This window comes from Nitrosomonas europaea (genome assembly GCF_900167395.1).
GTDB classification, from domain to species: Bacteria; Pseudomonadota; Gammaproteobacteria; order Burkholderiales; family Nitrosomonadaceae; genus Nitrosomonas; species Nitrosomonas europaea.
In genome coordinates, this window is record NZ_FUWK01000009.1 from 59230 (window position 1) to 71665 (window position 12436).

Here is a 12436-nt window from a genome sequence, read left to right on the forward strand (position 1 = left end):
GGTGGCTATCATTAACCTTATCACATGAGCCTGATTTCATATTTTTCTTTATGCCAGTAATTTTCCTGCTTCTTATCCGATTGATCCGGATTCGAGGCACTTCGATACCGCCAGGAAGGCTTGTTATTTTCCGATGCAGAAACTGGAAAAAATCTCGCCCAGCAGATCATCGCTGGTAAATTCACCGGTGATGGAGGATAGGGCTTGTTGCGCGAGGCGTAATTCTTCGGCCAGTATTTCCAGCTGATCTGCACGATGCAGCCAGGCGGCTGCTCTTTCCAGCAGTTCTTTTGCCTGTATCAATGCTTGCAGATGGCGCTGGCGAGCCATGTAGGCGCCTTCTCCGGCAATGTTGGCCTGCCAGCCGGCAGTTTTGAGCAGTGCAGCCCGTAGCAGTTCTATTCCTTCCCCATTTATGGCTGAAAGGTAAATGGTTGGCCCGGATGTGTTTTCTTCCAGGCGAGGAGGCTGAGCTGACAGATCGATTTTGTTGTGGACGGTCAGTACCGGCAACCGTTCCGGCAGGCGCGTCAGCACTGAGCGATCTTCTTCTGTTACACCGTGGCGGCTGTCCACCAGTAACAATACCAGATCAGCCTGTTCGATTGCGGCGTAGGTGCGGGCAATTCCGTGTTGCTCAACAATGTCGCTGGTTTCTCTCAGCCCTGCGGTATCAATCAGATGCAGTGGAATTCCTTCGATTTCGATCGATTGCCGGACAGTGTCTCTTGTCGTACCAGGAATATCAGTGACAATGGCAACCTCGTCTCCGGCAAGACGGTTGAGCAGGCTGGATTTGCCTACGTTGGGCTGACCAGCCAGTACGACTTTGATACCTTCCTGCAGCAGATTGCCCTGGCGAGATGCAACCAGTACCTGTTCCAGTTTGGCTCGGATCGTCGCCAGTTGTTCTGCGGCATGGGCTGACTGGAGAAAGTCGATTTCTTCTTCCGGAAAATCGAGTGTTGCTTCGACCAGTACACGCAGATCGATTAGTGCACTGACGAGCTGGTGAATCGTTGATGAGAATTCTCCGTGCAACGAGCGTACTGCACAGCGCGCGGCATTGGCAGTGCTGGCTGCGATCAGATCTGCGACGCCTTCGGCCTGTGCGAGATCGAGTTTATCGTTGAGGAAGGCCCGTAGTGTAAATTCACCCGGTTCCGCCAGGCGGGCACCCAGTTGAAGGCAGCGATCCAGTAGCAGATTCATGACGGCGGGGCCGCCATGCCCTTGCAGTTCCAGCACCTCTTCGCCGGTGTAGGAATGGGGAGAAGGAAAGTAAAGTGCGATTCCCTGATCGATGATCTGACTATTCTGATCAAGGAAGCTGAATAACCCGGCATGACGCGGATCAGGAAGCTTGCCCAGGATTCCCCGGGCAAGCGATTCCAGATTTGTTCCGGAAATCCGGACTATACCTATGCCGCCACGACCGGGGGGCGTGGCAATTGCTGCGATGGTGTCATTACTTGTCACCAGAGAGGGCAGGGCTTTTTGATCCAAAAGGACAAAGAGCGATTAAAGCGATAAATATCTATTTCTTTCTCGTTCTTTTGTACATTTTCCTTGGATTATTGGCAGGAGTTTGAGGCTGTTTAGGGCTATCAGCCGGACTGTTGGCAGTTGTTTCAGGATTTTCTGAACTATTTACCTGTTTACTGACGGGTGGTTCAGGCGTGTCCTTGCTGGGGGCAGTCCCGTACATTTTTGTAATCTTCCATTGCTGTGCAATCGACAGAATATTGTTGACCAGCGAATACAGAACCAGGCCGGCCGGGAAGAAGAAGAAAATGGCGCTGAAGGCAACAGGCATAATTTGCATTATTTTTGCCTGGAGCGGATCTGTCGGCGTCGGGTTAAGCTTGGTCTGCACAAACATGGAAATACCCATCAGCAGCGGCAGCATGTAGAAGGGATCTGGAGAGGATAAGTCATCGATCCAGAGCGCCAAAGGAGCATAACGCAGCTCTACTGCTGCAAGAATAGTCCAGTACAGAGCGATGAAAACCGGAATTTGCACCAATATAGGAAAACATCCTCCCATCGGGTTGATTTTTTCCTCTTTGTAGAATTCCATCATGGCCTGGTGCATACGCTGCCGATCACCTTTATATTGATCCTGAATACGCTTCAGTTTGGGTGTTACCAGGCGCAACTTGGCCATGGATCGATAGCCGGCTGCAGATAGCGGGAAGAACAGAAGTTTGACGGTCATTGTCAACAGGATGATTGCCACCCCCCAATTGTCCGTCCATGAATGATAGAACGATAGCAGGCGGAATAACGGTTTGGCGATCACTGTCAGCCAGCCGTAATCAACTGTGAGATCCAGACCGGGAGCCAGTCCTTCCAGATTATCCTGCTCTTCGGGGCCCGCGTAAAATGGCATGGTGGTGGCTGCAATTTCACCAGGCGCGATGACACCAGCGGGTACAATCACCCCGGCACTGTAGAGATTGTCACTCTGCCGTTTGGCAAAAAATTCACGTGGTGTCTGCTGTTGTGGCAGCCAGGCAGTCAGGAAATAATGTTCCAGCATGGCAATCCAGCCATTGTTCGCATTGGCCGGATAATCTGCCTTGTTCTTGTCCAGATCGGAAAAAGGAATTTTCTGGTATTTACCTTCCTCAGTGTAAACGGCTGCCCCCAGGAATGTGGGGATCATCATGGTCTTGGCGGGTGGCGGATTACCGTCACGCAGCATCTGGAAATAGGCAAACGGGCGAACTGTGGCGTCACCTTTGTTTTCCACTTCGAAACCGACATCGATCACATAGCTGTCACGGTGGAAAGTATAGGTTTTGATGACCTGAACACCTTGGGCCTCAGGTGCCAGCAGGCGGATGACGATTTTATCCTCGCCCGAGGAGAGCTCGTAGTTGCGTATATCCGACTCTGCCCGGAAAGTTGTTTTATGGTTGGGCAGGCCTTCTCCAACCAGGCCGGATTGTGCAATATAGGTACGCGCAGCCTCGCTGTACAGCAGAGCGTAAGGTGTGTCTTTGTCTTCTGATGAAGGTTGCTGCAGCAGCTCCAGACGCCGTAAATCGCCGCCGATCGTATCGATTTCTGCAATGACCTTGTCGGTGACGACACGTATCTGTTCTCCTGATGGCAGGAGGCGTGGAGTAACTGAGTCTCCATTACCACCGCTTGCAGGTATTCCATTTGTATCCGGGCTTGCTTGTGACGATGTCAGCTCACTGCCAGGAACAGGGAGGCTGTCGTCATTTCTGGATTGTGTCGATCCGGCTGAAGAATCAGCCTGGGTAATGGCGGGAGGATTGTTGAACTTTTCCTGCTCCTTTATCCATGCATCCCATAAAAACAGCAATGATGTCGAAAAAATGATAAGCAGTACGATTTTTTTATTGTCCATTTCTTTGGAGCTCGGAAAAGCAGAAAATTTTTAGTGCAAAATATTAAATGACTGGAATCTGATAATTGGTGGAAGTGCATTATCCACTTTTTCTATGGAACAGGGTCATATCCCCCCTGATTCCATGGGTGGCAGCGCAATATTCGTTTCATACCCAGCCATAGCCCCTTGATGAGACCATGTTTCACCAGTGCTTCATGCATATAGTTCGAACAGGTTGGATAAAATCTGCAGGAAGGCGGGATCAAGAGCCCAATACTATACCGGTAGAGTTTGATGAGATCGATGATCAGCTGTTTCATAATTGTCTGGCCGCTTTGTTGAAAAGCATTACAGCTTCCTGATAGATGCGGGTCGAATCTAACAGTTCAACGGGATGCCGAAGCTGCATGACACAATCCAGACCCATGAGCATTTGCCGGTGTCTGCGGAATGCTTCCCTGATCAGGCGTTTGATACGATTTCTCCTGACAGCTTTCCGTTCAACCCTTTTTGCCACGATCAGACCAATACGCGCATAGTCAACATCGATGGGCTTTACATACAATCGCAGCGAGAGACTTTCGAACACGATCCGATTCCGCAGCACAGCACGAAACTCATCAGCTTTTCGCAGCTTGCACTGCCTGGGTAGCGTACAAATTTGCCTGGTTGTCAAGAAATGCAGTTCGGGCAGTGGCCAGACTTATATTTATGATTACACGCTAAGCTTGGCTCGTCCTTTTGCTCGGCGTGCACGAATAACTGCTCTGCCGCCGCGCGTTTTCATGCGGACGCGAAATCCATGGGTACGTTTTCTGCTGATGACGGATGGTTGGTAGGTACGTTTCATTTTTAATGATGTCTGTTTGTACTTGCGTAAGGAAACTAAGTGAAGTCAGTAAAAGTCCTGGTATCTACTTGCCTGCAGAAAATTACTAACCTGTCCCTTTTTGGGCCGAACATTATAGCCCAATCTGAAAAGATTGCGCTATACGTGTTTTTAATTGGCCTGGTATGCAGTGTTGCGCTGCTGAACGGGTGGCTTTACACTTGGTTCTTGTATAAATGAGGTAAAGTACCGGGTCGATTTCCCGAGAAAACGGATCAGATCTTATACCCAGGGAGAGTGAATTGTGGCGAACCAATTGACGATAGATCAGCGATTACAGGAAAGACGGGCCGGAGCTTCTTTCGTTTGTCCTTACCAGTTGGGGATTAAACAGGGGAGGCGGGTTACTCGCAGACGTTCCGGTAAAGGTGCGGCTTATGTTGATAAGTATGGCTGGCCTTTGGTGATCTGCTGCCTTGCCATCGTATTATTCAGCGCAACAGATGCCTTTTTGACGATCAATATATTGTCCGATGGCGGTACGGAGCTCAATTATTTCATGGCAGTGCTGATTGAAGAAAGTACACAGAAATTCGTTCATTTCAAACTGGCGCTTACCTCTCTGGCAGCAATTATTCTGACCATCCACCATGAAGTGCAGATTCGTGGTGGATTCCGGTGCCGGCACCTGCTCTATATGATCTCAACCGGGTATGCTGGTCTGATTGGTTATGAGCTGGTGTTGTTACAGATCATTGATGTCTGATGATTTTCAGAGGTATCTCTGAGGTTTTTCGTTGATTGAATGGAACAGATTACACGTTGGTTGATGATAGCGGGTGCTGCGCTACTTGTTATTGGCGTAGTGCTGCACTTTGCGCCCTGGTTATTCAATTGGTTCGGAAAGCTGCCGGGCGATATTCGAATTGAAACCCGGCATAGCAAGATATTTATTCCCATCACGTCCATGCTTATTGTGAGCATCGTATTGAGTGTGATAATCAATCTGTTCAAAAAATGATCCCTGGCAGCTGCACTATCTGTCGGGTGTGTTCAGTCTTGCTGTTGCCATTTATTTATATAAGTCAGAGTCATTCATGAAAATTACTTTTATTGGTGGCGGAAACATGGCTGGAGCCATGATCGGCGGCCTGATACATCATGGAAGCACACCTTCACACATCTGTGCCGTGGAAACCGATGCGATGCGACGACAGCAACTTGCCGAGGCATGCGGTGTCACGGTTACGGCATCGATACCTGATGGAATTCATGGCAGTGAGATTGTTATTCTTGCCGTAAAGCCGCAGCAGTTACGTGCTGTGGCCAATCAAGCTGCACAATTTCTGCAGAATAAACTTGTAATTTCGATTGCAGCGGGAGTTCGTGCAAGTGATCTGAGCCAGTGGCTGAACCGGCATGAATTTGTCATTCGTGCCATGCCCAATACACCCGCTTTGATCGGAGAAGGTATCACCGGCTTATATGCGTTACCTTTGGTCGATAGCCGGCAGAAGGAACAGGCCACTACGATTCTGGAGGCAATCGGTACAGTAATCTGGGTGAATGAAGAAGCGCAGCTGGATGCGGTGACAGCTTTATCTGGCAGTGGCCCGGCGTATGTTTTCTATTTTCTGGAGGCCATGCAGGAGGCCGGAACACAGTTGGGACTGACAGCAGATACGGCGAAACAGCTTGCAATGCAGACATTTCTGGGCGCAACACATCTTGCCGCACAAAGTAATGACACGCTTGCAACGCTGAGGATGAAAGTGACTTCGCAAGGTGGAACGACTGAACAAGCTTTACTCAGTATGGAACAAGCCGATATCAGAGGGGCGTTTATTCGTGCCATGCATGCTGCCTGTGATCGTTCCCGGCAAATGGGTGAAATATTCGGACGTACATAATCCGGCCTATAACCGGGTCACGACTCGGCAACAACCCTAACTTTCAATGGAAAAGCCATGCCCAATCAAATAATGATATTTTTGCTGGATACCTTACTCAGCTTGTTTTCACTGGCCCTGTTATTGAGATTTTATGTGCAGTGGTCTCGTGTACCTTACTATCATCCGTTTACGAGATTTCTGGTAGCGGTAACGGATTTTATCGTCAGGCCAGCAGGCCGGGTGATACCCAGTTGGCGGGGTCTTGATCTATCTACTTTTGTACTGGCCTGGCTTGCCCAATTTATTATTCTGGTGGGCGTCAATCTGCTGGGAGGTTTCGGTGCGGGAAGCAGCATGTTCGCATTTGCTTTGCTGGCATTGGTGAAACTTGCCAGCATGACACTTAACATCCTGTTAATTTCAATTATTGTACAGGCTGTATTGTCGTGGATTAATCCACATACTCCACTTGCACCCGTGTTGGAAAGTTTTACCGGGCCTGTTTTGGGGCCGATACGCCGGTATATTCCTCCCATAGCCAACTTTGATCTTTCTCCGATATTTGCCTTTATTCTGTTGCAGGTACTTATGATGGTCGTGGAGAATTTGCAGCGCCAGATCATACAGATGTTTTAATGAGCTGGTATAGCTTTGGCAACGATCGCAGTCTCTTGATATTGAAACTTTACGTTCAGCCAGGTGCCAGACAAACTGAAGCAGTTGGCATTTGCGGAGAAGAGCTGAAAATAAAACTGGCAGCTCTTCCTGTGGACGGAAAAGCGAATCGTGCGCTGACGGAATTTCTGGCGAAACGCTTTAATGTTCCCCGGAAGAACATCACGCTGAAGCGCGGCGAACAATCCCGGCATAAAGTTGTTGAAGTCTGTCAGTCATCCAATGGACCCGAGGTGTTATTCAGTGAAATGAGAGCTGAATAACCGGCCGTTTGATGATACTGCCGGGTAAGATTTGATGTTTTCGAATTTGCGTCGATGGTACTCCGGGTTTACTGAATTTGTTTTTCAGAATGTAGAACAGGAGGTTGTTTATTCATGTCAGATAAAAATATACAGGACCGTGCCGCAGGGGCCATTATGGGAGCATTCATCGGGGATGCTTTAGGGTTGGGCCCGCATTGGTACTATGATCTTTCCGAGCTTCGTCGAGATTATGATGACTGGATTACCGGTTACACCGACCCCAAGCCAGATCGATATCATGCTGGATTGAAAGCAGGGCAGTTATCGCAGTCTGGTTTCATTTTGAAGTTGATGGTTCGTTCACTGGTTGGATGTGGCGGTTACGATACTGAAGATTTCTGCCATCGTATGGATGAAGAGCTGTTTCCGTTACTGGATGGTACGCCGGTCAATGGTCCTGGTGGCTATACCAGCCAGTCGATTCGTGAAACGTGGCGGCGGCGTGTGCAGCAGATGTTGCCTTGGGGGCAGACGGGTGGCCATGCGGATACGACCGAGGCAGTGGAGCGTACACTTGCAATTGCTGTTCGTTATGCATACCAGCCGGAGCAGCTTGCTGCGGCGGTTTCAGCTAATACAACGCTTACTCAGACAGATGAAACAATCGTTTCGATGACCGTTGCATATGGTGCGGTGCTGGGTTTGCTGATTCAGGGGCATGCGCTTGATACCGGTTTATCGGGAAAACTCATGGATCTTGTGAAAAGTGGTGCACTGCCATTCCATGCTGTGACTGGCGATGATCTGCAACCTCCGCGCCCTGGTGATCCGGATCCACCGCGTGCGGGCCGTTTTGCTTCCCCGGATGCGTTGCTCACACCTTCTTATATGGCTGCGGCAGCTGTAGATCCTGAAATTCGTATTGAGCCGGCATGGAAAGTATCCATTGTGTATGGTATGCCATGTGCGATTTATCATCAGTTGCCGGCTGCCTATTATCTGGCAGCAAGGTTTCGTGACGATTTCAAATCAGCCGTCCTCCATGCGGTCAATGGCGGGGGGCAGAACCAGGCGCGTGCCATGCTGACTGGGGCGCTCGCGGGCGCACAAACCGGCTTGTCCGGGATTCCGCAGTATTTGCTTGACGGACTCGACAACTCGGCGGTGCTGGGCAAGCTGGCTGTGGAACTTGCTGCCAGTGTGAATCCGATCTGAGGTTGCATCCGGAATGATCATCGGAATCCCTGATTGACCGGATGCTTCCTTCTGATCATCTCTGTTGAAGGGGGGAAGTATGGAATTCGGTATGGTGGGTTTAGGGCGCATGGGGGGCAATATGGCACGCCGTCTTGCCCGACAGAGCAGAAAAATTGCAGTGATGAACCGTAGTTTTGATGTAGCCGAGGCATTGGTGAAGGAAACGGGGCACATCGCGTGCAGGGATTACACCGAGCTGGTTGCTGTACTTGAGAAACCACGGATTATATGGCTGATGCTGCCAGCGGGTGACGTGACTGAAACGGCGCTTTCCACACTATTACCATTATTGTCCCCAGGTGATCTGATCGTGGATGGTGCAAATGCCCATTATCAGGATGATGCGCCACGTGCGGCACGCTGTGCAGAACGGGGTATCGAATTTGTCGATGCCGGGGTTTCCGGAGGGATATGGGGATTGGAAAATGGTTACTGCATCATGTTTGGTGGATCAGATACAGCAGCTGCGCGACTGAAGCCTTATCTGGAAGTATTGGCACCGACCCCAACGACTGGCTGGTTGCATACTGGGCCGGTTGGCTCAGGGCATTATGTGAAAATGATCCATAACGGGATCGAGTACGGCATGATGCAGGCCTTTGCCGAGGGATTTGCGCTGATGAAAGACAAATCCGGGTTCAATCTCGATCTTGCCGAGATTGCCGAGTTATGGCGGCATGGTAGTGTGGTGCGCTCGTGGTTACTCGATTTGTCTGCCGATTTTCTGGCTGAAGATCAGATGTTTGATGATATTGCTCCTTTTGTGGCGGATTCGGGTGAAGGTCGCTGGACGGCACTTGCTTCTATTGAGCAGGGTATTCCTGCCCCGGTAATCATGCTTTCACTGATGATGCGTTTTACCACACAGGGCAGAAATGATTATGCGGCTAAAATGCTTGCCAAGATGCGCCACGGTTTTGGTGGCCATGCCATCAAAAAAGGTGAGCAATGAATGATGCAAAAATGAGCCAGACTGAAAAGCTGCCCTGCCTGTTTGTCATTTTTGGTGCAACTGGAGATCTCGCCTCAAACAAGTTGCTGCCCGCGTTATTTGAGTTGGAAAATGCTGGCCGCCTGGCAGATAATTTTTCCATCGTTGCTTTCTCGCGCCGCGAGTGGACAACTGACGATTGGCTCGAACATCTGCGTGAAATACTGAAGAATAGGATTGATCAATCTTTTCCGGAAGGAGTGCTGGAGCGTTTTTTTGCACGTTTCCGTTATCAGCAGGGAGATCTCAACGATATCGAATCCTATCGTGTGTTAGCTGCCGGTCTGGCGCCCGGATCGGCTTGTTCTCGTACGGTATTTTATCTTGCGATCAGGCCTGCTGATTTCGTTGCGGTGATCAGGAATCTCAAAGCTGCTGGCCTCAATGAGCCGCGAGGAATGAACCGTGTAGTGATTGAAAAACCGTTTGGAGAGGATCTTGAATCGGCACAGGTACTGAATCGCTTATTGCATCAGCATTTTGATGAAGAGCAGATTTATCGTATCGATCATTTCCTTGGTAAGGAAACCGTACAGAATCTGCTTGTTTTCCGGTTTGCCAATACGTTGATCGAGCCACTGTGGAATCGTAATTTTATTGATCATGTACAAATTACGGTGGCGGAATCGGGTGGTATTGAAAAACGTGCAGGGTATTATGATCGTGCTGGTGCGTTGCGTGATATGTTGCAGAATCATTTGATGCAATTATTGACCGTAGTTGCCATGGAACCGCCACCTGCTCTTGAGGCAGATGCTTTACGTGACGAAAAGGTCAAAGTACTACGTTCGATTCGTCCCATTGCCAAGCGCGCGATACATGCCCATGCTGTGCGCGCTCAATATACTCACGGTAATATCGATGGGCAGGTGGTGGCAGGTTATCAGCAGGAAGATAATGTTGAACGGGATTCGATTACCGAAACTTTTGTGGCAGCCAAGTTCTACATTGATAATTGGCGCTGGCGGGGAGTGCCGTTTTATCTGCGTACAGGTAAGCGTATGCCGAAACAGAATTCGATGATCGCAATTCGTTTCAAGCATCCTCCCCAGCAACTTTTCCGTGAAACACCATTGGAATGGATTGCACCAAACTGGGTGTTGCTTTCGATTCAGCCTGAAGAATCGATGCACATGGAAATTCATGTTAAACAACCCGGTCTCGATATGAATACCCGGGTGATGCAGATGAACGCAAGTTTTCTCAAAACCGATGAACAGGCGCTGGATGCTTATGAAGCGCTACTGCTCGACGTCATTGAAGGCGATCGCTCACTTTTCATTCGTTTTGATGAAGTTGAATGGGCGTGGCAAGTGATTGATCCTATTCTGAAACATTGGGTGGTAGAGCGCGAATATATCCCGACTTACCCTGCTGGCAGTTGGGGGCCGGCAGAGGCTAATCGCTTGTTTGACAACGATGATCAGACCTGGCGCAACGAGCTTTAGCGGTTTTCGCGATGGTAGTGAAAGCAGCAATTATGTACCGAGTTAAAGGGCAGGATTTATTGGCATTGACTTGGTCTGGCTAAACGTTCATAATGCCCTGCTATTTTGGAGGGGTTCCCGAGCGGTCAAAGGGATCAGACTGTAAATCTGACGGCTCTGCCTTCGAAGGTTCGAATCCTTCCCCCTCCACCAGCTGCGATAATAAAAATCAGAGAGGCGCGTGGTGTCGGCGTGAACTGGTTACATCGATTATCACGGATGGTGTGGCTGTTTATCTTGGGCATAAGGTAGTAGGTGGCCGGGCAATAAGCGGGTGTAGCTCAATGGTAGAGCAGAAGCCTTCCAAGCTTACGACGAGGGTTCGATTCCCTTCACCCGCTCCACATCGCGGTGAAAGTGATGTTCTATTTGCCCATGTAGCTCAGTGGTAGAGCACTCCCTTGGTAAGGGAGAGGTCGCCAGTTCAATCCTGGCCATGGGCACCAGGTAAGCTGTGGCTGGATTTGGTGGATTGCTGATGCAAGTGTTAATAAAAGGGAACAGACGTAATGGCGAAGAGTAAATTTGAGCGGGTGAAGCCGCATGTGAATGTGGGAACGATTGGTCATGTGGATCATGGAAAGACGACGTTGACGGCGGCGATTACGACGATACTGACGAAGAAGTTTGGTGGAGAAGCCAAATCATACGATCAGATTGACTCGGCGCCGGAAGAGCGTGCACGCGGAATTACTATCAATACATCCCATGTTGAATACGAAACAGACAAGCGCCATTACGCACACGTAGATTGTCCTGGTCATGCTGACTATGTGAAGAACATGATTACCGGAGCGGCACAAATGGATGGTGCCATTCTGGTGGTATCAGCAGCTGATGGTCCGATGCCGCAAACGCGTGAGCATATTTTGCTGGCTCGGCAAGTGGGGGTGCCCTACATCATCGTTTTCATGAACAAAGCGGACATGGTAGACGATGCTGAATTGCTTGAACTTGTCGAAATGGAGATACGCGAACTATTGTCCAACTATGATTTTCCGGGTGACGACACACCTATTATCATTGGTTCGGCATTGAAAGCGCTGGAAGGAGATAAGAGTGATATTGGTGAAGCCGCCATTCTGAAATTGGCAGAGGCACTGGATTCGTATATACCGGAGCCAGAAAGGGCAATTGATGGGGCTTTCATCATGCCTGTGGAAGACGTCTTCTCAATCTCTGGGCGTGGGACCGTAGTCACGGGGCGTGTGGAGCGTGGGATAGTCAAAGTAGGTGATGAAATCGAAATCGTTGGATTGAAACCCACGATCAAGACAGTATGTACCGGTGTGGAGATGTTCCGTAAATTGCTGGATCAGGGGCAGGCTGGTGATAACGTGGGTATCCTGTTAAGAGGTACCAAGCGAGAAGAAGTGGAGCGTGGGCAGGTACTTGCCAAACCCGGCAGCATACTGCCACACACCAAGTTTACTGCAGAGATCTATGTGTTGAGCAAAGAAGAGGGTGGTCGTCATACACCATTTTTTGCGGGATATCGCCCACAGTTTTATTTCAGAACAACGGATGTGACAGGATCGATTGAGTTACCGGCAGGTGTTGAGATGGTGATGCCCGGGGATAATATCTCGGTCACAGTCAATCTGATTGCGCCGATTGCAATGGATGAAGGGCTGCGTTTTGCAATCCGTGAAGGTGGACGTACCGTAGGCGCAGGCGTGGTCGCTAAAGTGATCGA

General features: G+C 49.7%; 14 protein-coding genes and 3 tRNA genes. 12 read left to right on the top strand and 5 right to left on the bottom strand.

Annotated elements, in window-relative coordinates:
• Positions 1-123: 123 nt before the first annotated feature.
• The 5 genes from mnmE to rpmH form a co-directional block, all read right to left on the bottom strand.
• Positions 124-1479, bottom strand: coding sequence for a tRNA uridine-5-carboxymethylaminomethyl(34) synthesis GTPase MnmE (gene mnmE / locus B5D58_RS04780; protein WP_011111021.1), 1356 nt, complete (start codon positions 1477-1479; stop codon positions 124-126).
• Positions 1480-1537: 58 nt separating this feature from the next.
• Positions 1538-3382 (bottom strand): membrane protein insertase YidC, encoded by a 1845-nt coding sequence (yidC, locus tag B5D58_RS04785; protein WP_011111022.1) that lies wholly within the window; start codon positions 3380-3382, stop codon positions 1538-1540.
• A 92-nt stretch (positions 3383-3474) separates the two neighbouring features.
• A complete protein-coding gene (gene yidD / locus B5D58_RS04790; protein ID WP_011111023.1) occupies positions 3475-3684 on the bottom strand; it encodes a membrane protein insertion efficiency factor YidD in 210 nt (69 codons plus the stop codon).
• Positions 3681-4040: a ribonuclease P protein component gene (rnpA, locus tag B5D58_RS04795; protein ID WP_011111024.1), complete on the bottom strand. Its 360-nt coding sequence runs from the start codon at positions 4038-4040 to the stop codon at positions 3681-3683. The genes yidD and rnpA overlap by 4 nt, the downstream gene beginning before the upstream one ends.
• A 39-nt stretch (positions 4041-4079) precedes the next feature.
• The gene (gene rpmH / locus B5D58_RS04800; protein ID WP_011111025.1) at positions 4080-4214 is read right to left on the bottom strand and encodes a 50S ribosomal protein L34; all 135 of its coding nucleotides are present in this window, start codon (positions 4212-4214) and stop codon (positions 4080-4082) included.
• 283 nt (positions 4215-4497) lie between these two features.
• Here rpmH and B5D58_RS04805 point away from each other — a divergent pair, with 283 nt between their 5' ends.
• The 12 genes from B5D58_RS04805 to tuf form a co-directional block, all read left to right on the top strand.
• On the top strand, positions 4498-4959 hold the full coding sequence (locus tag B5D58_RS04805) for a DUF5658 family protein (RefSeq protein ID WP_011111026.1): 462 nt from the start codon (positions 4498-4500) through the stop codon (positions 4957-4959).
• 39 nt (positions 4960-4998) lie between these two features.
• Complete coding sequence (locus B5D58_RS04810; protein WP_011111027.1) at positions 4999-5214, top strand: DUF2905 domain-containing protein; 216 nt, start codon at positions 4999-5001, stop codon at positions 5212-5214.
• Positions 5215-5290: 76 nt separating this feature from the next.
• On the top strand, positions 5291-6103 hold the full coding sequence (gene proC, locus B5D58_RS04815; protein ID WP_011111028.1) for a pyrroline-5-carboxylate reductase: 813 nt from the start codon (positions 5291-5293) through the stop codon (positions 6101-6103).
• Positions 6104-6160: 57 nt separating this feature from the next.
• On the top strand, positions 6161-6721 hold the full coding sequence (locus tag B5D58_RS04820; RefSeq protein WP_011111029.1) for a YggT family protein: 561 nt from the start codon (positions 6161-6163) through the stop codon (positions 6719-6721).
• A complete protein-coding gene (locus B5D58_RS04825) occupies positions 6721-7023 on the top strand; it encodes a DUF167 domain-containing protein (RefSeq protein WP_011111030.1) in 303 nt (100 codons plus the stop codon). The genes B5D58_RS04820 and B5D58_RS04825 overlap by 1 nt, the downstream gene beginning before the upstream one ends.
• Before the next feature lie 114 nt (positions 7024-7137).
• Positions 7138-8220 (top strand): ADP-ribosylglycohydrolase family protein, encoded by a 1083-nt coding sequence (locus B5D58_RS04830; protein ID WP_011111031.1) that lies wholly within the window; start codon positions 7138-7140, stop codon positions 8218-8220.
• 79 nt (positions 8221-8299) lie between these two features.
• Positions 8300-9214, top strand: a complete 915-nt coding sequence (gnd, locus tag B5D58_RS04835) for a phosphogluconate dehydrogenase (NAD(+)-dependent, decarboxylating) (RefSeq protein WP_011111032.1) — start codon at positions 8300-8302, stop codon at positions 9212-9214.
• Positions 9211-10701: a glucose-6-phosphate dehydrogenase gene (gene zwf, locus B5D58_RS04840; RefSeq protein ID WP_011111033.1), complete on the top strand. Its 1491-nt coding sequence runs from the start codon at positions 9211-9213 to the stop codon at positions 10699-10701. Before gnd ends, zwf begins: the two co-directional genes overlap by 4 nt.
• Before the next feature lie 107 nt (positions 10702-10808).
• Positions 10809-10893, top strand: a tRNA-Tyr gene (locus tag B5D58_RS04845).
• Between the two features lie 117 nt (positions 10894-11010).
• Positions 11011-11084 (top strand) — tRNA-Gly (locus tag B5D58_RS04850).
• 27 nt (positions 11085-11111) lie between these two features.
• A tRNA-Thr gene (locus B5D58_RS04855) sits at positions 11112-11186 on the top strand.
• A 63-nt stretch (positions 11187-11249) separates the two neighbouring features.
• A partial coding sequence (gene tuf / locus B5D58_RS04860) for an elongation factor Tu (protein WP_074671400.1) occupies positions 11250-12436 on the top strand: 1187 nt, incomplete at its 3' end.

Excerpts from the sequence above, each read along its gene's own strand:
- proC (WP_011111028.1), top strand. The coding sequence starts at position 5,291 with ATGAAAATTACTTTTATTGGTGGCGGAAACATGGCTGGAGCCATGATC.
- rpmH (WP_011111025.1), bottom strand. The coding sequence starts at position 4,214 with ATGAAACGTACCTACCAACCATCCGTCATCAGCAGAAAACGTACCCAT.
- gnd (WP_011111032.1), top strand. The coding sequence starts at position 8,300 with ATGGAATTCGGTATGGTGGGTTTAGGGCGCATGGGGGGCAATATGGCA.
- yidD (WP_011111023.1), bottom strand. The coding sequence starts at position 3,684 with ATGAAACAGCTGATCATCGATCTCATCAAACTCTACCGGTATAGTATT.
- B5D58_RS04820 (WP_011111029.1), top strand. The coding sequence starts at position 6,161 with ATGCCCAATCAAATAATGATATTTTTGCTGGATACCTTACTCAGCTTG.
- zwf (WP_011111033.1), top strand. The coding sequence starts at position 9,211 with ATGAATGATGCAAAAATGAGCCAGACTGAAAAGCTGCCCTGCCTGTTT.
- yidC (WP_011111022.1), bottom strand. The coding sequence starts at position 3,382 with ATGGACAATAAAAAAATCGTACTGCTTATCATTTTTTCGACATCATTG.
- B5D58_RS04810 (WP_011111027.1), top strand. The coding sequence starts at position 4,999 with ATGGAACAGATTACACGTTGGTTGATGATAGCGGGTGCTGCGCTACTT.
- B5D58_RS04830 (WP_011111031.1), top strand. The coding sequence starts at position 7,138 with ATGTCAGATAAAAATATACAGGACCGTGCCGCAGGGGCCATTATGGGA.
- B5D58_RS04825 (WP_011111030.1), top strand. The coding sequence starts at position 6,721 with ATGAGCTGGTATAGCTTTGGCAACGATCGCAGTCTCTTGATATTGAAA.